General features: G+C 67.6%; 21 protein-coding genes. 5 read left to right on the top strand and 16 right to left on the bottom strand.

Annotated features, from left to right (window positions below; translation table 11 throughout):
- The first annotated feature begins 92 nt into the window (after positions 1 to 92).
- Positions 93 to 1403, top strand: a complete 1311-nt coding sequence (locus E5S66_RS03710) for a M20/M25/M40 family metallo-hydrolase (protein ID WP_138347585.1) — start codon at positions 93 to 95, stop codon at positions 1401 to 1403.
- Positions 1400 to 1687: a GIY-YIG nuclease family protein gene (locus E5S66_RS03705; RefSeq protein ID WP_138347583.1), complete on the top strand. Its 288-nt coding sequence runs from the start codon at positions 1400 to 1402 to the stop codon at positions 1685 to 1687. Before E5S66_RS03710 ends, E5S66_RS03705 begins: the two co-directional genes overlap by 4 nt.
- On the opposite strand, the gene E5S66_RS03700 is transcribed toward E5S66_RS03705, so the two are convergent.
- From E5S66_RS03700 to rluD, 3 genes are read right to left on the bottom strand one after another with little or no spacing between them, the layout of a single operon-like run.
- Complete coding sequence (locus tag E5S66_RS03700; RefSeq protein WP_246037117.1) at positions 1660 to 2202, bottom strand: DUF4166 domain-containing protein; 543 nt, start codon at positions 2200 to 2202, stop codon at positions 1660 to 1662. The genes E5S66_RS03705 and E5S66_RS03700 overlap by 28 nt on opposite strands.
- A complete protein-coding gene (gene pgeF / locus E5S66_RS03695) occupies positions 2199 to 3023 on the bottom strand; it encodes a peptidoglycan editing factor PgeF (protein ID WP_138347581.1) in 825 nt (274 codons plus the stop codon). Before pgeF ends, E5S66_RS03700 begins: the two co-directional genes overlap by 4 nt.
- Positions 3020 to 4000 (bottom strand): 23S rRNA pseudouridine(1911/1915/1917) synthase RluD, encoded by a 981-nt coding sequence (gene rluD / locus E5S66_RS03690; protein WP_138347579.1) that lies wholly within the window; start codon positions 3998 to 4000, stop codon positions 3020 to 3022. The genes pgeF and rluD overlap by 4 nt, the downstream gene beginning before the upstream one ends.
- Before the next feature lie 105 nt (positions 4001 to 4105).
- Here rluD and E5S66_RS03685 point away from each other — a divergent pair, with 105 nt between their 5' ends.
- On the top strand, positions 4106 to 4945 hold the full coding sequence (locus E5S66_RS03685; protein WP_138347577.1) for an outer membrane protein assembly factor BamD: 840 nt from the start codon (positions 4106 to 4108) through the stop codon (positions 4943 to 4945).
- A gap of 78 nt (positions 4946 to 5023) precedes the next feature.
- Here E5S66_RS03685 and E5S66_RS03680 read toward each other — a convergent pair whose 3' ends face one another.
- Entirely contained in the window at positions 5024 to 6658 is a 1635-nt protein-coding gene (locus tag E5S66_RS03680) for an NAD+ synthase (protein ID WP_138347575.1), read from the bottom strand.
- A gap of 202 nt (positions 6659 to 6860) precedes the next feature.
- On the opposite strand from E5S66_RS03680, the gene ppa reads away from it, so the two are divergent.
- Positions 6861 to 7409: an inorganic diphosphatase gene (gene ppa / locus E5S66_RS03675; protein ID WP_028838720.1), complete on the top strand. Its 549-nt coding sequence runs from the start codon at positions 6861 to 6863 to the stop codon at positions 7407 to 7409.
- Between the two features lie 49 nt (positions 7410 to 7458).
- Here ppa and E5S66_RS03670 read toward each other — a convergent pair whose 3' ends face one another.
- The 11 genes from E5S66_RS03670 to E5S66_RS03620 form a co-directional block, all read right to left on the bottom strand.
- Complete coding sequence (locus E5S66_RS03670; RefSeq protein ID WP_138347573.1) at positions 7459 to 8145, bottom strand: ion channel; 687 nt, start codon at positions 8143 to 8145, stop codon at positions 7459 to 7461.
- Between the two features lie 26 nt (positions 8146 to 8171).
- A complete protein-coding gene (locus E5S66_RS03665; RefSeq protein ID WP_138347571.1) occupies positions 8172 to 8753 on the bottom strand; it encodes a DUF4136 domain-containing protein in 582 nt (193 codons plus the stop codon).
- Positions 8754 to 8894: 141 nt separating this feature from the next.
- Entirely contained in the window at positions 8895 to 9320 is a 426-nt protein-coding gene (locus E5S66_RS03660) for a F0F1 ATP synthase subunit epsilon (protein WP_028838717.1), read from the bottom strand.
- A 9-nt stretch (positions 9321 to 9329) separates the two neighbouring features.
- Complete coding sequence (atpD, locus tag E5S66_RS03655) at positions 9330 to 10736, bottom strand: F0F1 ATP synthase subunit beta (RefSeq protein WP_028838716.1); 1407 nt, start codon at positions 10734 to 10736, stop codon at positions 9330 to 9332.
- Positions 10737 to 10835: 99 nt separating this feature from the next.
- Complete coding sequence (gene atpG / locus E5S66_RS03650; RefSeq protein WP_138347569.1) at positions 10836 to 11699, bottom strand: F0F1 ATP synthase subunit gamma; 864 nt, start codon at positions 11697 to 11699, stop codon at positions 10836 to 10838.
- Positions 11700 to 11793: 94 nt separating this feature from the next.
- Positions 11794 to 13344 carry a F0F1 ATP synthase subunit alpha gene (atpA, locus tag E5S66_RS03645; RefSeq protein WP_138347567.1) on the bottom strand — a complete coding sequence of 517 codons (1551 nt, stop codon included), beginning with the start codon at positions 13342 to 13344 and terminating at the stop codon, positions 11794 to 11796.
- A gap of 46 nt (positions 13345 to 13390) precedes the next feature.
- Positions 13391 to 13918, bottom strand: a complete 528-nt coding sequence (locus E5S66_RS03640; protein ID WP_138347565.1) for a F0F1 ATP synthase subunit delta — start codon at positions 13916 to 13918, stop codon at positions 13391 to 13393.
- Between the two features lie 10 nt (positions 13919 to 13928).
- A complete protein-coding gene (locus tag E5S66_RS03635; protein ID WP_028838712.1) occupies positions 13929 to 14399 on the bottom strand; it encodes a F0F1 ATP synthase subunit B in 471 nt (156 codons plus the stop codon).
- Between the two features lie 134 nt (positions 14400 to 14533).
- Positions 14534 to 14812 carry a F0F1 ATP synthase subunit C gene (gene atpE, locus E5S66_RS03630; RefSeq protein ID WP_028838711.1) on the bottom strand — a complete coding sequence of 93 codons (279 nt, stop codon included), beginning with the start codon at positions 14810 to 14812 and terminating at the stop codon, positions 14534 to 14536.
- An 81-nt stretch (positions 14813 to 14893) separates the two neighbouring features.
- The gene (gene atpB / locus E5S66_RS03625) at positions 14894 to 15733 is read right to left on the bottom strand and encodes a F0F1 ATP synthase subunit A (protein ID WP_138347841.1); all 840 of its coding nucleotides are present in this window, start codon (positions 15731 to 15733) and stop codon (positions 14894 to 14896) included.
- Between the two features lie 11 nt (positions 15734 to 15744).
- Positions 15745 to 16140, bottom strand: a complete 396-nt coding sequence (locus E5S66_RS03620) for an ATP synthase subunit I (RefSeq protein ID WP_171033461.1) — start codon at positions 16138 to 16140, stop codon at positions 15745 to 15747.
- 354 nt (positions 16141 to 16494) lie between these two features.
- Here E5S66_RS03620 and E5S66_RS03615 point away from each other — a divergent pair, with 354 nt between their 5' ends.
- Positions 16495 to 16710, top strand: a complete 216-nt coding sequence (locus tag E5S66_RS03615) for a DUF2061 domain-containing protein (RefSeq protein WP_138347561.1) — start codon at positions 16495 to 16497, stop codon at positions 16708 to 16710.
- Between the two features lie 63 nt (positions 16711 to 16773).
- Here the strand turns inward: E5S66_RS03615 and lpdA are convergent, their stop codons facing one another.
- Positions 16774 to 18582 carry a dihydrolipoyl dehydrogenase gene (lpdA, locus tag E5S66_RS03610; protein WP_138347559.1) on the bottom strand — a complete coding sequence of 603 codons (1809 nt, stop codon included), beginning with the start codon at positions 18580 to 18582 and terminating at the stop codon, positions 16774 to 16776.
- Positions 18583 to 18593: the final 11 nt, after the last annotated feature.

The raw sequence follows: 18593 nt of genomic DNA, 5'->3' as shown, positions 1-18593 counted from the left end.
TCCACATGCGGTTGCCGCGCCGTGATTCAAGTCAAATCGCATCACTCGTTGAGACTGGGTTATGGTCGCCGCTTTCCACCCGGAATCTGCCCATGCTCCGCTCCCGCGTCCTGGCCTGCGGCCTGCTGCTCGCGCTGTCCGTCGGCCCCTGTGCCGGAGCAACACCTGTGGCCGCCGAGCAACGCCTGCAGGCCTCGATCGAGGCCGACCAGCCGCATGCGATCGCGCTGCTTGAGCGGCTGGTCAACCAGAATTCGGGCACGCTCAACCTGCCCGGCGTGAAGGCGGTGGGTGACATGGTCCGCGCCGAGCTGGAGCCGCTGGGCTTCGACGTGGAATGGATCGACATGCGCGCGACCGGGCGCGCGGGCCACCTCGTCGCCACCCATACGGGCAACGGGCGCGGCAAGCGCATCCTGCTGATCGGCCACCTGGACACCGTGTTCGAGCCGGACTCGCCGTTCCAGCGCTTCGCCCGCAACGGCGATACCGCCACCGGGCCCGGCATCGGCGACGACAAGGGCGGCGTGGTGATCATCGTCGCCGCGCTGCGCGCCATGCATGCCGCCGGCACGCTGCGCGACGCCGACATCAAGGTGGTGCTGACCGGCGACGAGGAGTCTGCCGGCACGCCGCTGGAGGCGGCACGCGCCGATCTCGTCGCGGCCGGCAAATGGGCCGACGTGGCGCTGGAATACGAGGGCCTGATCGTCGATGGCGGACGCGACCACGCGACCATCGCGCGGCGCGGCGTGGCCGACTGGGAGCTCACCGCCACCGGCCTGACCGGCCATTCCAGCGGCGTGTTCGGCGACGCGCTCGGCTACGGGGCGAACTACGAACTGGCGCGCATCCTCGACGGATTCCGGCGCGAGCTCCCCGAGCCCAACCTCACCCTCAATGTCGGCCTCATGGTCGGCGGCACCCCGGCGGCGCTCGATCCGGACGGCGCCCGCGGCAGCGCTGCCGGCAAGACCAATATCGTGGCGGAACGCGCGGTCGCGGTGGGCGACCTGCGGGCGCTGACGCCGGAGCAGGAAGCAAACGCACGGGCGCGGATGCAGGGGATCGTGGCGCAGCACTTGCCGAAGACGGGCGCGACGCTGGTGTTCGCGGACGCCTATCCGCCGATGGCGCCCACCGCCGGAAATCGCGCGCTGCTCGCCCTGCTCAACCAGGTCAACACCGATCTCGGCCTGCCGGTGATGGATGAGTGGGACCCGGCCAAGCGCGGCGCCGCCGACTCCAGCTTCGTGGCCGCCGACGCCGACGTGCTTGCCGGGATGGGCGCAGCCGGGTCGCGCGCGCACGCCGAGGGCGAGACGGTCGACCTCGCAAGCATCCAGCGGCAGGCATTACGCAGCGCGGTGCTTATCGGACGGTTGGCACGTACGCCGCCATGACCGGGGGCTGGCACCTCTACCTGCTGCGCTGCCGCGACGGCAGCCTGTACGCCGGCATCGCCACCGACGTCGAACGCCGGTTCCGCCAGCACGCGGCCGGCAAGGGCGCGAAGTACACCCGCGCGCACCCGCCCGACTGCGTGCTCGGCAGCCGCGCCTATCCCGACCGCGGCAGTGCGCTGCGTGCGGAATGGGCGATCAAGCAACTGCCGCGCGAGCGCAAGCTGGCGTGGCTGCTGGACGGCACCGGCGCGGATCAGGCCGGCGCCAGCCAACCCTCGTAGCGCGCCACCAGTCCGACCAGCGGCAGCCGCGCCTCGACCAGGAACTCGTAGCGGCCGTCGCGCTCGCGTTCGCGGCAGCGCACGCCATCGAACCAGCCAGCCGGCAGCGGCAGCAGCCCGAACACGCGCACCCCGGCCACCTGCCACCACAGCGCGTCGCTGCCCGGATGCAGGTGGTAACGGAACTGCAGCGGGCCAAGCCGTTCGCGCAGCAGACCGCGCTTGAACGCCAGCCGCGTGTGCATGCGCGTGCCGCCGAAGTCGCGGCGCCAGATCTCGCGCTTCGCGTCGGCGATGAACTCGACCGTGGTCGGCGCCTCGCGCATCGCTTTCGGCAACCCGGCGATGCGCGCGCACAGCCGCGCCAGCGGGTTGCGGCCGCGCTCGATGCTGGCGATGCCGGCATAGTGCGCCGTACCGCGCACCGCGTGCAGCCGGCGCACGGCTTCGGGCAGGGTGTAGAAGGCCGCGCCCAGTGCCTGCTGGAACAGCGTCGCTGCCGGTACCGCGCTCAAGGCGCGATCCAGGCCAGGGTGGCGATGCGGCCGCTGCGGCCGTCGCGACGATGCGAGAAGAAACGGGACGGATCGGAGATGGTGCACAGGCCGCCGCCGTGGACGTCGGTCACCCCGGCATCCAGCAGGCGCTGTCGCGCCAGCATGTACAGGTCCACTTTCCAGTGGCCGGGACGGGTAGGCAGGAATGCCATCCGCGCGCGCGCGTCGCGGGCGGTGAAGGCCTCGAACACCTCCGCGCCGATCTCATACGCCTGCGGCCCCGCCGCAGGGCCCAGCCACGCCACCAGCTGGTCGGGCGGCGTGCGCATCGCCGCCACCGTGGCTTCCAGCACGCCGGCGCACAGGCCGCGCCAACCGGCATGGGCGGCGGCGACTTCGCTGCCATCCCGCGCGGCCAGTACCACTGGCAGGCAGTCGGCGGTGAGGATGGCCAGCACGACGCCGGGCGTGGCGGTCACCGCGGCATCGGCTTCGGGCTGTTCCCCCTCCCCTGCTTGCAGGGGAGGGTTGGGGTGGGGTTGCCCTTCAATCGAGCCAACCCCCTCCCAGCCTCCCCCTGCCTGCGCAGGAGGAGGAGCTGCAAAGCGAACCACCTCAACGCCATGCACCTGCTTCAGCCAGTGCGGCGATGACGGCAGCAGCAACGCAGCTTCCAGCTGGCGCCCGTTCTCCGCCACCGCCTCGGCGTCATCGCCGCAGCGCGCGCCGAGGTTGAACGTATCGAACGGCGGCTTCGATGCGCCCAATCCATGCCGCAGCGTGGTCAGCGCGCGCACGCCGGGCGGCGCTGGCCAGTCGGCGTGGAGGAATACGGTCATCGCCGCGCGCGCTCGGCCTCGGCGTGCGCCGCTGCGTCTTCGCGCAGCGCGCGCATGAGCTGCTGGATGTCGTCCGGCAGCGGCGCCTCGCAGCGCACCGGCTCACCGCTGACCGGATGCGCGAACTCCAGCACCTCGGCATGCAGCGCCTGGCGCCTGAAGCCGCGCAGGACCGCGATCAGTTCCTCCGAAGCGCCCTTCGGCAGCTTCAACGATCCGCCGTACAGCTGATCGCCGAGGATCGGGTACTTCAGATGCGCCATGTGCACGCGGATCTGGTGGGTACGGCCGGTTTCCAGCCGGCACTCCAGCGCGGTATGGGCGCGGAAGCGTTCGCGCAGGCGGTAGTGGGTCACCGCGTCCTTGCCATCCTCGCGCACGGCCATGCGCAGGCGGTCGCGCGGATGGCGCTCGATCGCCGCGTTGACAGTGCCGCCCGACACCAGCGCGCCCACCACCACCGCCAGGTACTGCCGGTGCACCTCGCGCGCCGACAGCTGCGCCACCAGCGAGGTATGCGCCACGAGGGTGCGGGCCACCACCATCACGCCGCTGGTGTCCTTGTCCAGGCGATGGACGATGCCGGCGCGCGGCAGCTTGTCCAGATCGGGGTCGCGATGCAGCAGCGCGTTCACCATGGTGCCGGCGGGATTGCCCGCGCCCGGATGCACCACCAGCCCGGCCGGCTTGTCGATCACGAAGACGTGCTCGTCTTCGTACAGCACGGTCAGCGGGATGTCCTCGGCCACCGCGTGGGTCTGCACCTCCTCGACCACGGTCAGGGCAATGGTTTCGCCGCCGCGGACCGGATCGCGCGGGCGCGCCGGCGCGCCGTCCACGACCACGTCGCCGGACTTGATCCAGGCCGACAGCCGCGAGCGGGAGTATTCGGGGAACAGTTCCGCCAGCACCGCGTCAAGCCGGCGGCCGGCGCAGTGGTCGGGAACAAGGGCGATGCGGGGTTCGGTCTGATGCATGAAGGTTCCGTAAGCCGCCGGCACCGGCGGAAAGCGCCCGGCCTTGATCTTCGCCGGGGGCTGGTATTATCCAGCCTTCATGCCCCCGGCGCCCGTTCGATGCCCATGTCCCAGCGTTCCGTCCTGCTGCGCCCCGCCCTTGTACTCGCGCTCGTGGTTGCCGTCACCGGCTGCTCCAGCGTCAAGACGATGTTCAAGGACAAGAACAAGAACGAGGGGCTGCCGGTGGGCGAGCTCTACGACCGCGCCCACGACAACATGGAAAAGGGCCGCTGGTCCAACGCCAGCGAAGTCTTCGGCCGGCTGATTGCGCAGTATCCCTACGGCCCGTTCACCGAACAGGCGCTGATGGAGCAGGCCTACGCCTACTACAAGGCCGGCAAGCACGAAGACGCGATCTCCACCATCGATCGCTTCATCCGCACCTACCCGACCCACAAGAACATCGCCTACCTGTACTACCTGCGCGGCCTGTCCAACATGGCGCGCAACACGGTGTTCATGGCGCGCGCGTTCAACCTCGACACCAGCACCCGCGACCTGGCCGCGCCGCTGCAGGCCTACAACGACTTCAGTATCGTCGCCACCCGCTACCCCAACAGCCAGTACACCGCCGACGCCCGCCAGCGCATGGTGTTCCTGCGCAATGAGTTCGCGCGCTTCGAGCTGAACACCGGCCTGTACTACCTGCGCCGCGGCGCTTGGGTCTCGGCCGCCGACCGCGCCACCTACCTGCTGGAAACCTATCCGCAAAGCGAATACCAGAACGACGCGGTGGCGCTGCTGGGCGAAGCCTATACGCGGCTGGGCAATGCCGTGTTGGCCGCGGACGCCAGGCGCGTGCTGGAGCAGAACGACCCGCAACACCCGTGGCTGGCCGGCCACTGGCCGAAGGACCCGAGCATGCTCAAGCGCCTGAACCCGTTCACCGGCGAATCTCGCTGAGCCAGCGGCAACGCAGGTTGCGGCGAAAGGGGGTCAGGTTCACTTCCGCATGCGGAAGTGAACCTGACCCCCTTTCGCTTACTCGCGCCAGCCGCTGCTGACCGGATAGCGACGCTCGCGACCGAATGCGCGCCGGCTGACCTTCGGCCCCGGCGCCGCCTGGTGGCGCTTCCATTCGCCGATCCGCACCAGCCGCAGCACCCTGTCCACGGTAGCGGCATCGAAGCCGGCAGCCACGATTTCCGCGCGCGACTGTTCCTGGTCGACATGCCGCTGCAGGATCGCGTCCAGCACGTCATAGGGCGGCAGCGAATCCCGGTCGAGCTGGTTCTCGCGCAGTTCGGCGGATGGCGGCCGGTCGATCACCGCCTGCGGGACGACCCGGTCGCCCACCGTATTGCGCCAGCGCGCCAGCGCGAACACTTCCGTCTTGTACAGGTCCTTGAGCGGTGCATAGCCGCCGCACATATCGCCGTAGATGGTCGCGTAGCCCACCGCGTACTCACTCTTGTTGCCGGTGGTCAGCAGCAGCCCGCCGAATTTGTTGGACAGCGCCATCATCAGCGCGCCGCGCACCCGCGACTGCAGGTTCTCCTCGGCGACATCCACCGGCTGGCCGGCAAACACCTGACCCAGCGCCTCCAGATAGCCCTGGAAGGGCTTTTCGATCGGCAGGGTGACCATCGCCACCCCCATCGCATCACACTGCTCGCGCGCCAGGTCGTTGGACATCTCGGCGGTGTAGCGCGACGGCATCCTGACCGCGGTGACGTTCTCCGCGCCCAGCGCATCGGCGGCGATCGCCAGCACCAGCGCCGAATCGATACCGCCGGACAGCCCCAGCCAGACCCTGTCGAAACCGTTCTTGCGGCAGTAGTCGCGAGTGCCGCGCACCACCGCGCGCCAGGCCAGCGCATCGCGGCTTTCGTCGCCATCCACCGTCCACTGCAGCGGGGCGAAGCGGCGCAACTCCGGGTCGAAGTCCACCACCAGCCATTGTTCCTCGAACGCCAGCGCCGCCGGATGCACGTTGCCGTCGCCGTCGGCCACCACCGAAGCACCGTCGAACACCAGCGCGTCCTGCCCGCCCACCACGTTCAGATAGGCGAAGGCGGCGCCGGTTTCGCTGGCGCGCTGCGCCAGCAGGGCGTCGCGCTCGGCGTGCTTGTCGTGTTCATAGGGCGAGGCGTTCGGCACCAGCACCAGCTGCGCGCCGGCGGCCACGGTGGAGGCAGCAGGTTCGGGGAACCACAGGTCCTCGCAGATCACCAGCCCGATCCGGGCACCGTTGACCTCGAACACGCAGTCCTCGCGATCCGGGTCGACGTCGAAATAGCGGCGCTCGTCGAACACCGCGTAGTTCGGCAGTTCGCGCTTGCGGTAGGTCGTTTCGATGGCGCCGTCGCGCAGCACGCTGGCGGCGTTGTAGACCACGCTGCCGGCCGCCTGCGGCCAGCCGACCACGGCGACGATGCCGCGCGCCTGCGCCGCGATGCCGATCATCGCGGTTTCGCAGGCGCGCAGGAACGCCGGCCGCAGCAGCAGGTCTTCCGGCGGGTAGCCGGACAGCGCCAGCTCGGGGAACAGCACCAGATCGGCGGCGTATTCGTCGCGGGCGAAGGTGATCATCTCGGCGATGCGCGCCGCGTTCCCGGCGACGTCGCCGACCGGGAAATCGAACTGCGCCATCGCGATGCGGAGGTTTTGCGTCATCGGAACCATCCTGAAGCGGTGCGGATCCGCCCGAGCCACGCCGCGAAAGCGTCGGCGAAGGGCGCTGCAAGGATACAGGCTCCATCCCGGCGCGCCGTCCGCCGCGCACCGCTACCGCGCGCAACGGGTAAAATGCCCGGCCTCCCCCCTCTATCCACCGCTGCGCCCATCCGGGTGCGGCACGCACGTCGGAGCAACCAACATGGGCCTGGACCTCGTCCCCACCGGCAAGAACCCGCCGGAAGAAATCAACGTCATCATCGAAATCCCCAAGGACGCCGAGCCGGTCAAGTACGAGGTGGACAAGGCCTCGGGCGCGATCTTCGTCGACCGCATCCTGTCCACCCCGATGCGCTACCCGTGCAACTACGGCTACGTGCCCTACACCGTCTGCGGCGACGGCGACCCGGCCGACGTGCTGGTGATCCTGCCGCTGCCGCTGGTGCCGGGCTCGGTGATCCGCTGCCGCCCGGTCGGCGTGCTGAAGATGAGCGACGAGGCCGGCAGCGACGAGAAGATCCTCGCGGTGCCGATCGACAAGGTGTTCGCCGGCTACAGCCACATCGACGACATCGAAAAGGTCAGCAAGCACTGGCTGCAGCGCATCGGCCACTTCTTCGAGCACTACAAGGATCTCGAAGACGGCAAGTGGGTGAAGCTGGACGGCTGGGGCGGCGCCGTTGAAGCCAAGCAGATCCTGGTCGAGGCGATGGCGCGCTACCAGGCCAGCGAAGACAAGCCGAAGTTCTGATTGCCCACCCGGAACGGCGGGCACCGCCGCGCCGTTCGCCAGCGCGACTTCAGTCGCGCCGGTCGTGGCGGAGGATGGTCAAGCCGATCAACCGCGATACCACGGTGGCGATGTAGCCCACGCCGGCGAACTGCTCCAGCATGGTCAGCACTTTCGCCGGCGCGGTCATCGGCAGGGTGTCGCCCAGGCCGGTCGCGGACAGGTTGCTGAAACTGTAGAACAGCAGGTCGAGCCAGCGCCGCTGCCGCTCCGGCTCGATGCCGGTGAAGCTGCCCGGATTCCAGGCCTGGCAGGCCAGATAGGCGTATCCGAAACCCCAGGCCAGCAGGGTGAAGGTGGCGCCCGCGGCGAACAGTTCGTCGGCCGTCACCTTGTGGTCCCGCAGCATGTAGGCGATCAGGCCGCCCGCCGCATAGAAATACAGGGCCGCTTCCAGCAAGGCCGAAAGCGGCAGCAGTGCATCGTATCCGAACAGCACGCCCAGCACCGTCAACGCCATCGCGGGGATCGCCAGCAGCCAGCCGATCCAGTTCATCAGCGGGCTGCGCATCACCACCCACAACGCCAGCGGCACCACCACCAACGCGACCGCGCCGAACAGCAGGCGCCCACCGCTGCCGTCGTCCATCAGCGGATAGACCAGCAGGCTCAGCAGCTGCGCCGCCAGCAGGAACGCGGACGGGTGACGCCTGGCGACGACGCGCCAGCGCCGGGCGCGCCAGGATGCCGTTCCCATCGCTATGCCGCCGCTGCCTCAGGCGCTTACGGCGTGGCCCGATGCGGATACTTGGCGAAGATCGCGGCGATGGCGCGGTCGATGTCGGCCATGCGCTTTTCCGGCGGCGTCTTGCTGCCTGCCGCCGGCGCGCTGGCCGCGCCCGTCCACACCATGCGGTTGCGCTTGCCGTCGACCAGGTCGACGGTCAGGGTGCCTTCGCGGTAGTTGCGCACCTGGGTTTCGTCGTACCAGAACGGCACGGCGACATAGCTTCGGTGGCGATAGCTGTAGAACCACTGCACGTCGGTGCGCGGCATGCTCCAGACGGCGGTGCGGTCTTCCACCACGCCCTGGAAATTGACCAGCAAGTCGCCGCCTTCGGCGACATAGCGGTAGCCACGCGCCTCCATTTCGCGGCGCACGTCGGCGCGGATGCGCTCGGAGATCCAGCTGGAGTAGCCGGACTGCTCCATCGCGACCGGCTTGTAGAAGCCCCAGGTGCGGTACTGGGCGAAACTGGCGGTCGGATCGCCGTCGGTGCGCACCGTGGGGCCGGTGGCGCAGGCGGAAAGCCCCAGCGTGGCGGCGGCCAGCAGGGCGCAGGCAAGAACTCGGATGGAACGCATGGTGGTTCTCCCGACGGGACGTAGGCCCATGATGATCGCACCGGCGTGGAGATGGCGCATGAACGACAGCGCGCCCGATGCACAAAAAAAGCAAAACCCCGCAGGAGCGGGGTTTTGCATTCAGCCGCCGGCAAGCCTGGATCAGTGGCGCAGGTTCTTGCGCAGGCGCTCCAGCGCCTGCAGCTGCGCGGTAACCTCGGCCAGGCGCTGCTGCGCTTCGGCGATTTCCATCGCCTCGCCGCGACGGGCGATGATGCGCTCGGCTTCTTCCTTGGCGGAACGCACCGCGGCCTCGTCGATCTCGTCGGCGCGGATCGCGGTGTCGGCCAGCACAGTCACCACCGTCGGCTGCACTTCCAGCATGCCGCCGGAAATCGCGAAGTCCAGCTTCTCGCCGCCCGGCAGGGTCACCACGACCTTGCCCGGCTTCAAGCGGGTGATCAGCGGGGCGTGCTTGGGCGCGATGCCCAGCTCGCCCAGCTCGCCGGTGGCGACGACCAGTTCGGCTTCACCGTGGAAGATCTCGGCTTCGGCGCTGACGATGTCGCAACGGATGGTGGATGCCATGACGATTCCTTAAGCCGCGATCTTCTTGGCCTTCTCGACCGCTTCTTCGATCGAGCCGACCATGTAGAACGCCTGTTCCGGCAGGTGGTCGTAGTCGCCGTCGACGATGCCCTTGAAGCCGCGGATGGTTTCCTTCAGCGGCACGTACTTGCCGGGCGAGCCGGTGAACACTTCGGCCACGTGGAAGGGCTGGCTGAAGAAGCGCTCGATCTTGCGCGCGCGCGACACGGCCTGCTTGTCCTCTTCGGACAGCTCGTCCATGCCCAGGATCGCGATGATGTCCTTCAGTTCCTTGTACTTCTGCAGCGTCGCCTGGACCTTGCGCGCGGTGTCGTAGTGCTCGTTGCCGATCACGTTCGGATCCAGCTGGCGGCTGGTCGAGTCCAGCGGGTCGACCGCCGGGTAGATGCCCAGGGACGCGATGTTGCGCGACAGCACGACGGTGGCGTCGAGGTGGGCGAAGGTGGTCGCCGGCGACGGGTCGGTCAGGTCGTCCGCGGGCACGTACACGGCCTGGATCGAGGTGATGGAGCCCTTCTTGGTCGAGGTGATGCGCTCCTGCAGAACGCCCATTTCCTCGGCCAGGGTCGGCTGGTAACCCACCGCCGACGGCATGCGGCCCAGCAACGCCGACACTTCGGTACCGGCCAGGGTGTAGCGGTAGATGTTGTCCACGAACAGCAGCACGTCGCGGCCTTCGTCGCGGAAGTACTCGGCCATGGTCAGGCCGGTCAGCGCGACGCGCAGGCGGTTGCCCGGCGGCTCGTTCATCTGGCCGTACACCATCGCCACCTTGGACTTGGCGTGTTCCTGCACGTTGACGACGCCCGACTCCTGCATCTCGTGGTAGAAGTCGTTTCCTTCGCGGGTGCGCTCGCCCACGCCGGCGAACACCGACAGGCCGCTGTGTTCGGTCGCGATGTTGTTGATCAGTTCCATCATGTTGACGGTCTTGCCCACGCCGGCGCCGCCGAACAGGCCGACCTTGCCGCCCTTGGCGAACGGGCACATCAGGTCGATCACCTTGATGCCGGTTTCCAGCAGCTCGGTGGTCGAGGCCTGGTCTTCGTACGACGGCGCCGCACGGTGGATTTCCCAGGTGGTGTCGGCCTGCACCGGACCGGCTTCGTCGATCGGGTTGCCCAGCACGTCCATGATGCGGCCCAGCGTGCCGATGCCGACCGGCACCGAGATCGCGCGGCCGGTGTTCTCGGCAATCAGGTTGCGCTTCAGGCCGTCGGTCGAGCCGAGGGCGATCGTGCGCACCACGCCGTCGCCCAGCTGCTGCTGCACTTCCAGCGTGATGGCGGTGTTCTGCACCTTCAGCGCGTCGTACACCCTCGGCACGCTCTCGCGCGGGAATTCGACGTCGACGACCGCGCCGATGATCTGTACGACCTTGCCCTGGTTGCTCATGGTTGTTTCCTCAAGACTATCTAATGCTGCTTTGTAGGAGCGGCCTGCGCCGCGAACTTTTCCCGGTCGCGGCGCAGGCCGCTCCTACAGGAATTGGTTTCAAACCGCGGCGGCGCCGCCAACGATCTCGGAAATTTCCTGGGTGATCGCCGCCTGGCGCGCCTTGTTGTAGACGAGGTTCAGGGTGTCGATCAGCTTGCTGGCGTTGTCGCTCGCGGCCTTCATCGCGACCATGCGCGCGGCATGCTCGGAAGCCACGTTCTCCATCACCGCCTGGTACACCAGCGACTCGATGTAGCGGGTCAGCACGTGCTCCAGCACGGATTCCGCGTCCGGCTCGTAGATGTAGTCCCATTCGTGCTTGGCCATCTGCGTTTCCGCCGGCGGCAGCGGCAGCAGCTGGTCGAAGGTGGCCTTCTGGGTCATGGTGTTGACGAAGTCGTTGTACGCCAGGAACACCTTGTCGACCTTGCCGTCGGTGTAGGCGTCCAGCATCACCTTGATCACGCCAATCAGCTGCTCCAGCTTCGGCGCGTCGCCGAGATGGGTCACCGAGCCCAGCATGCCGACCTTGATCCGGCGGAAGAACACCGAGGCCTTCTGGCCGATGGTGACCACGTCGACTTCGATGCCCTGCTCCTGCAGCGCACGGAACTCGACCAGCAGCTTGCGGAACATGTTGTTGTTCAGGCCGCCGGCCAGGCCACGGTCCGACGACACCACGACGTAGCCGACGCGCTTGATGTCGGCGCGCTGGACCAGGTACGGATGGCGGTAGTCGGTGTTGGCCTGCGCCAGGTGGCCGATCAGCTGCTTCATCGCCCGCGCATAGGGGCGCGAAGCCTTCATACGGTCCTGCGCCTTGCGGATCTTGGAGGCCGAGACCATTTCAAGCGCGCGCGTCACCTTGCGGGTGTTCTGCACGCTCTTGATCTTGGTTTTGATTTCGCGTCCGCCTGCCATCTCTTCTCTCGCTGCTGCTGTTCTGTAGGAGCGGCTTCAGCCGCGACTGCCATATCCGGTCGGGGCTGAAGCCCCTCCTACATGGATGCCTGGATTACCAGCTGCCGGTGGTCTTGAACTCTTCGATGCCCTTCTTGAAAGCGGCCTCGATGTCGTCATTCCAGTTGCCGGTGGCATCGATCTGCGCAATCAGCTCGCCGGCGGTATTGGCGAAGTGGGCCTGCAGGCCTTCCTCGAACGCCAGCACCTTGCCCACCGGCACGTCGTCCAGATAGGCCTTGTCGACCGCGTAGATCGACAGCGCCTGCTGCGCCACCGACATCGGCGCGTACTGCTTCTGCTTCATCAGCTCGGTGACGCGCTGGCCGCGCTCGAGCTGCTTGCGGGTGGCGTCGTCCAGGTCCGAGGCGAACTGCGCGAACGCGGCAAGCTCGCGGTACTGCGCCAGCGCGATCCGGATGCCGCCGGACAGCTTCTTCATGATCTTGGTCTGCGCCGCGCCACCCACGCGCGACACCGAGATGCCGGCGTTCACGGCCGGGCGGATGCCGGCGTTGAACAGGTCGGTCTCGAGGAAGATCTGGCCGTCGGTGATCGAGATCACGGTGGTCGGCACGAACGCGGACACGTCGCCGGCCTGGGTCTCGATGATCGGCAGCGCGGTCAGCGAACCGGTCTTGCCCTTCACCGCGCCATTGGTGAACTTCTCGACGTAGTCCTCGGACACGCGCGCGGCGCGCTCGAGCAGGCGGGAGTGGAGGTAGAACACGTCGCCCGGATACGCTTCGCGGCCCGGCGGGCGGCGCAGCAGCAGCGAGATCTGGCGGTAGGCCACGGCCTGCTTGGACAGATCGTCGTACACGATCAGCGCGTCTTCGCCGCGGTCGCGGAAGTACTCGCCCATCGCGCAGCCGGAGTAGGCGCTGATGTACTGCATCGCGGCCGATTCGGAGGCCGAGGCGGCGACCACGGTGGTGTAGGCCATCGCGCCGAACTCTTCCAGCTTGCGCACGATGTTGGCGATGGTGCTGTTCTTCTGGCCGATCGCCACGTACACGCAGCGGATGCCGGAGTTCTTCTGGTTGATGATCGCGTCGATCGCCAGCGCGGTCTTGCCGGTCTGGCGGTCACCGATGATCAGCTCGCGCTGGCCACGGCCGATCGGGATCATGCTGTCGACCGACTTGTAGCCGGTCTGCACCGGCTGGTCGACCGACTTGCGCCAGATCACGCCCGGGGCGATGGTTTCCACCGGCGAATGGGTCTTGGCGTCGATCGGGCCCTTGCCGTCGATCGGCTCGCCCAGCGCGTTGACCACGCGACCCAGCAGCTCGGGGCCGGTCGGCACCGACAGGATCTGGCCGGTGGTCTTGGCCACGTCGCCTTCGCGCAGGTGCTCGTAGTCGCCCAGCACCACCGCGCCCACCGAGTCGCGCTCCAGGTTCAGCGCCAGCGCGGTGGTACCGCCCGGCAGTTCGATCATTTCGCCCTGCATCACGTCGGCCAGGCCGTGGATGCGCACGATGCCGTCGGACACCGAGGTCACGGTGCCTTCGTTGCGGGCTTCGGCGGCGAGCGCGACCTTCTCGATGCGGGTCTTGATCAGTTCGCTGATTTCGGACGGGTTGAGCGTGGTGGTGGCCATCTTGGTTTCCTTGGTGCCGGCGTTGCCGCCCGCGTATGCAAATGAATTAGTTCGACAGCGCCGACTGCAGGCGCTCCAGCTTGCCCTTGATCGAGCCGTCGATGACGACGTCGCCGGCATCGATCAGCGCACCGCCGATCAGGCTTTCGTCGATCGCCGTCTCGAGCTCGACCTCGCGGCCGAAGCGCTTGCGCAGCGCGGCCTTGATCGTCGCAAGCTCCGCTTCCGCCAGCGTTGCGGCGGAAGTGACCTTCGCGCGCACCACGCGCTCGGCTTCGAAGCGCAACTCGTCGAACAGGCCGACGATCTCCGGCAGCAGCGGCAGCCGGCGGTTGTCGAACAGCAGCCCAAGCAGGTTGTGGAACGCGTCCTGTGCGCCATCGGGCGACAGCAGCGCAATCACGTCGGCGCGGGTCAGCTTCGGGTTGTCCAGCAGCACGGCGACCTGCGGCTCGGCAGCGACGCGGGCGGCGAAAGCCAGCGCGGCGGACCAACCTGGCAGCGCGCCGGCCTCGCGCGCCACCGCGAAGGCGGCGCGGGCGTAGGGACGGGCAAGAGTGAGGGCCTGGCTCATCGGTCGGGCCTCAGAGCTGCGCGGCCAGCTCGTCGATCAGCGCCTTCTGGTCGTTGGCGTTGATCTCGCGCTTGAGCAGCTTCTCGGCGCCGGTGACGGCGAGCAGGGACACCTGCTTGCGCAGGTCTTCCTTGGCACGGTTGGCGGCAGCCTCGATCTCGGCTTCGGCCAGCGCCTTCTGGCGCGTGCCTTCGGCGATCGCATCGGCCTTGGCCGCATCGATCAGCGCATTGGCGCGCTGGTGGGCCTGCTCGATGATTTCGTTGGCCTTGGCGCGGGCAGCCTTCAGTTCGTCGGCGACCTTGGCGTCGGCCTGCGCGAGGTTCTTCTGCGCGTTGTCGGCGGCGGCCAGGCCTTCGGCGATCTTCTGCTGGCGCTCCTCGATCGCCTTGATCAGGGGCGGCCAGATGAACTTGACGGAGAACCAGATGAGGATCGCGAAGCTGATCATCTGGCCCAGCAGGGTGATATTCGGATTCATGTCGTGACCTGACGTTTCAGAAGACCCGGCGCTGCGGGGCGTTCTTCAAGGCTGCGCCGCGGCGACATGCCGCGGCGCGATGTTGCCGGCGCGCGCCACCCGCAGGCGGCGCGCACCTCCACCATGCGACGCGATCAGGCGCCGGCGGCAGCCTGCACGGCGGCCAGCAGCGGGTTGGCGAACGCGAACATCATCGCCACGCCGACGCCGATCAGGAACGCCGCGTCGATCAGGCCGGCGAGCAGGAACATGCGGCCCTGCAGCATCGGCACCAGCTCCGGCTGGCGGGCGGCGGACTCGAGGAACTTGCTGCCCATGATGCCGATGCCGAGGGCGGCGGCGAGGGCACCCAGGCCGACGATGATGCCGATGGCGATGGCGGTGTAGGCCTGGACTTGGGCGATGAATTCCATGGTGGATCTCCAGTTGCGGTGCTTGCGGTGAATTGAAGGTGGAACGACGGAAGGTGAAACGGAACCGGGTACAGCGATGGATCAGTGGTGCTCGTGCGCCATCGCCAGGTAGACGACGGTCAGCACCATGAAGATGTAGGCCTGCAGCAGGATGATCAGGATGTGGAAGATCGCCCACATCGACTGGAACACGATGCCCGGCAGGAAGGTGAACCAGGACACGAACAGGCCCGCGATCAGCATGAACACCAGCTCGCCGGCGTACATGTTGCCGAACAACCGCATGCCCAGGCTGACCGGCTTGGACAGGTACTCGACCACGTTGAGGAACAGGTTCGGCAGCGCCAGCACGATCTTGGCAAAGGTACCCTCGGCGTGGAACGGCGCGGTGAACAGCTCCTTGGTGAAGCCCCAGCCGCCCTTGGCCTTGATCGAATAGAAGATGATCAGCAGCAGGACGGTGAATGACATCGCGAAGGTGGTGTTGATGTCGGCAGTCGGCACCCAGCGGAAATAGGTGTGGTGCGCGACGTCCTCGCCGGCGATGGCCTGCACGGCGGCGCTGGGGATATCCAGCGGCAGCAGATCCATCGCGTTCATGAAGACCACCCAGACGAAGATGGTCAGCGCCAGCGGCGCAATGAAGCGGCGGTCGCCGTGGAAGGTGTTCTTCACCTCGGAGTCGACGAACTCGACCACCAGCTCCACGAACGCCTGCCCCTTCGATGGCACGCCGGCGGTCGCCTTGCGGGCGTACCACCACAGCCAGAAGCTGGCAAGCAGGCCCAGCGAAAGCGCCACCACCCACGAGTCCATGTGGACCGCGCCGAACGAGAACTGCTTGGTGTTGTGGGTCAGGTGGTGGACGATGTAGGCAGTCAGGCCACCACCGGTGTCGCCGCCTTCAGGTGCCAGTCCCATTGATTCCAGGATCACGCGTTCGTCCTCGTCGTACTGCGCTGTGCCACGAATTTCATCGAAACCACGAAGGCGGCCGCGGCCATCGCCGCCCCAGCCAATACCGGCACCGCCGGCAGTTTCCACACCGCCATCGCCAGATACAGCCCGACGATGACGACCAGCCATTTCACCGCGGTGCCCAGCAGCAGGCGCCCCAGCGCCACGCCGGCACCGGCAACCCCGCCACCGAAGGCGCCCCAGGCCGCCAACAGGCTGCCCAGCGCCATCGCACCCCCACCCGCCAGTGCGGCGAGGGCGGCGCGCGGGCCGCTGATGTAGCAGGCCGCTGCCGTCGCCAGCGTGGCGATGATCTGGAAGACCACCACCCGCAGCGCCAGCCGCCAGCCCGCGTTGACGGAATTGAGCACGCGGACATTCCCTGCAAGATCAGCCGGTATCGGCACGGAATCGCAGGGCGGTTGCGAAAACCGTCCTGCGAAGCCGCCGAATTATAGCAGGCGCTCTTTTTCAGCGGCAACCGCCAAAAGCCGTGTGGATGCACCGGAACTTCCAAGCGTGGGCCCGGTCACAACCTGCAGCGCCCGCAAATTCCTCGTCAGATCCCCTGCGGACGCCCGAAGCCCCGGCCCATCCCCGGCCGGGGCTTCCTTTTTTCGGCCGCCGGACATGCGTGGCGGCAATCGCCACGATCACGGATTGTGACTGGATCGGGCGTCTTGTACGTGCAATAATGCGAATGACTCTCAATTGCAGGAATTCCGATGCGCAAGACCCTGAGCTTTGCGGGCCTGCATTTCCTGGTGGCGTTCTCGGTGGGCTGGCTGATGACCGGCAGCTGGCTGGTCGGCGGCGCGCTGGCGCTGGTGGAACCGGCATGCAACACCGTGGTGTTCCACTTCCATGAAAAAGTGTGGAGACGGATCGAGACCCGTCGCGCCGGCAACGACCTGTCGCACCATGATGGCTTCAGCGCCTGAAGCAAAAAACGGCGCGGACCTGGGCCCGCGCCGTTGTCGATGCTGCATGGCGGATCGAACCGCCTACTTCTTCTTCGGGATGTACAGGTCGGTGATGCTGCCGTCGTAGACCTCGGCCGCCATGCCCACCGACTCGCCCAAGGTGGGGTGCGGGTGGATGGTATGGCCGATGTCGTGTACCTCGCAGCCCATCTCGATGGCCAGCGCGACTTCCGAGATCAGCTCGCCGGCGTGCACCCCCACTATCCCGCCGCCGATCACGCGATGGGTGTCCTCGTCGAACACCAGCTTGGTGAAGCCCTCCGTGCGCGACAGGCCGATCGCGCGGCCCGAGGCCGCCCACGGGAACTTGCCGACGCCGACCTTCAGCCCCTTGGCTTTCGCCTCGGTTTCGGTGACGCCGACCCATGCGATTTCCGGATCGGTATAGGCCACCGACGGAATCACCCGCGCCACCCACTCCTTCTTCTGGCCGGCGGCGACTTCAGCGGCGAGCTTGCCTTCGTGGCTGGCCTTGTGCGCCAGCATCGGCTGGCCAACCAGGTCGCCGATGGCGAAGATGTGCGGCATGCTGGTGCGCATCTGCGCATCCACCGGGATCAAGCCGCGCTCACCCACGTGCACACCGGCTTTGTCGGCATCGAGCTTGCCGCCGTTGGCGCTGCGACCCACCGCCACCAGCACGCGGTCGAACAGCTTGCCGTCGGGAATGGACTCGCCCTCGAACGTGCAGGTGATCCCGTTCTTCGAGGCCTTCGCCTCCACCACCTTGGTCTTGAGGTGGATGGCGACGCCCTGCTTTTTCAGGCGCTCGGACAGCGGCTTGACCAGATCGGCGTCGGCGCCGGGGATCAGCTGCGGCATGAACTCGACCACGGTGACCTCGGCGCCCAGCGCGCGATAGACCGTGGCCATTTCCAGCCCGATGATGCCGCCGCCGACGACCAGCAGCTTTTTCGGCACCTCGGCGAGGTCGAGCGCGTCGGTGGAATCCATGATCCGCGCGTCGCCCCACGGGAACGACGGCAGCTTCACCGGCTGGCTGCCCGCGGCGATGATGCAGTGGACGAAGCGCAGCAGCTGGACCTTGCCTGCGGCATCGATGATTTCCAGCTCGTTGGCGCTGACGAACTTCGCCACGCCCTGCACCGTGCGCACCTTGCGCTGCTTGGCCATGCCGGCCAGCCCCTTGGTGAGCTGGCCGACGACCTTGTCCTTGTACTCGCGCAGCTTGTCGATGCTGATCTTGGGCTTGCCGAAGTCCACGCCGTATTCGCTGGCGTGCGCGGCCTGCTCGATCACGTCGGCGGCATGCAGCAGCGCCTTCGACGGGATGCAGCCGACGTTGAGGCAGACACCGCCAAGGCTGGCGTAGCGCTCGATCAGCACGGTGTCGAGGCCGAGGTCGGCGCTGCGGAACGCGGCGGTATAGCCGCCGGGGCCGGCGCCGATCACCACCATCGCGCATTCGATGTCGGCCTTGCGGCCGGACGATGCAACAGCCTCCGGCGCAGGCGCTACCGGTTCCGTCTTCGCCGCCGGCGCTGCCGGTGCCGGTGCCGGTGCATCGACCTTCGCCGCTGCCGGCGCAGCCGGCTTCGCCGCGGCTTCGCCACCCGCGCCCTCGCCCGCCGCACTCTCGATGAGCGCGATCACGCTGCCTTCCGACACCGTATCGCCCAGCTTCACCTTCAGCGCCTTGACCACGCCATCGGCGATCGCAGGCACTTCCATGGTCGCCTTGTCGGATTCCAGGGTGACCAGGCCCTGGTCCTTCTTCACCGTGTCGCCGACCGCGACCAGGACCTCGATGACCGGGACCTCGGCATGGCCACCGATGTCGGGGACGCGTACTTCGATTGGATTGCCCATGTCAGCTCCCA

Origin of the sequence: Thermomonas fusca (genome assembly GCF_005862345.1) — a bacterium.
Lineage (GTDB): Bacteria > Pseudomonadota > Gammaproteobacteria > Xanthomonadales > Xanthomonadaceae > Thermomonas > Thermomonas fusca.
The sequence above is the reverse complement of the archived record's forward strand: the minus strand, read 5'-3'. Positions and strand labels throughout refer to the sequence as shown.

What these genes read in the sequence shown, in the direction of transcription:
- E5S66_RS03710 (WP_138347585.1), top strand. Translation starts at nt 93, where the DNA reads ATGCTCCGCTCCCGCGTCCTGGCCTGCGGCCTGCTGCTCGCGCTGTCC.
- E5S66_RS03705 (WP_138347583.1), top strand. Translation starts at nt 1,400, where the DNA reads ATGACCGGGGGCTGGCACCTCTACCTGCTGCGCTGCCGCGACGGCAGC.
- pgeF (WP_138347581.1), bottom strand. Translation starts at nt 3,023, where the DNA reads ATGACCGTATTCCTCCACGCCGACTGGCCAGCGCCGCCCGGCGTGCGC.
- rluD (WP_138347579.1), bottom strand. Translation starts at nt 4,000, where the DNA reads ATGCATCAGACCGAACCCCGCATCGCCCTTGTTCCCGACCACTGCGCC.
- E5S66_RS03685 (WP_138347577.1), top strand. Translation starts at nt 4,106, where the DNA reads ATGTCCCAGCGTTCCGTCCTGCTGCGCCCCGCCCTTGTACTCGCGCTC.
- E5S66_RS03680 (WP_138347575.1), bottom strand. Translation starts at nt 6,658, where the DNA reads ATGACGCAAAACCTCCGCATCGCGATGGCGCAGTTCGATTTCCCGGTC.
- ppa (WP_028838720.1), top strand. Translation starts at nt 6,861, where the DNA reads ATGGGCCTGGACCTCGTCCCCACCGGCAAGAACCCGCCGGAAGAAATC.
- E5S66_RS03670 (WP_138347573.1), bottom strand. Translation starts at nt 8,145, where the DNA reads ATGGGAACGGCATCCTGGCGCGCCCGGCGCTGGCGCGTCGTCGCCAGG.
- E5S66_RS03665 (WP_138347571.1), bottom strand. Translation starts at nt 8,753, where the DNA reads ATGCGTTCCATCCGAGTTCTTGCCTGCGCCCTGCTGGCCGCCGCCACG.
- E5S66_RS03660 (WP_028838717.1), bottom strand. Translation starts at nt 9,320, where the DNA reads ATGGCATCCACCATCCGTTGCGACATCGTCAGCGCCGAAGCCGAGATC.
- atpD (WP_028838716.1), bottom strand. Translation starts at nt 10,736, where the DNA reads ATGAGCAACCAGGGCAAGGTCGTACAGATCATCGGCGCGGTCGTCGAC.
- atpG (WP_138347569.1), bottom strand. Translation starts at nt 11,699, where the DNA reads ATGGCAGGCGGACGCGAAATCAAAACCAAGATCAAGAGCGTGCAGAAC.
- atpA (WP_138347567.1), bottom strand. Translation starts at nt 13,344, where the DNA reads ATGGCCACCACCACGCTCAACCCGTCCGAAATCAGCGAACTGATCAAG.
- E5S66_RS03640 (WP_138347565.1), bottom strand. Translation starts at nt 13,918, where the DNA reads ATGAGCCAGGCCCTCACTCTTGCCCGTCCCTACGCCCGCGCCGCCTTC.
- E5S66_RS03635 (WP_028838712.1), bottom strand. Translation starts at nt 14,399, where the DNA reads ATGAATCCGAATATCACCCTGCTGGGCCAGATGATCAGCTTCGCGATC.
- atpE (WP_028838711.1), bottom strand. Translation starts at nt 14,812, where the DNA reads ATGGAATTCATCGCCCAAGTCCAGGCCTACACCGCCATCGCCATCGGC.
- atpB (WP_138347841.1), bottom strand. Translation starts at nt 15,733, where the DNA reads ATGGGACTGGCACCTGAAGGCGGCGACACCGGTGGTGGCCTGACTGCC.
- E5S66_RS03615 (WP_138347561.1), top strand. Translation starts at nt 16,495, where the DNA reads ATGCGCAAGACCCTGAGCTTTGCGGGCCTGCATTTCCTGGTGGCGTTC.
- lpdA (WP_138347559.1), bottom strand. Translation starts at nt 18,582, where the DNA reads ATGGGCAATCCAATCGAAGTACGCGTCCCCGACATCGGTGGCCATGCC.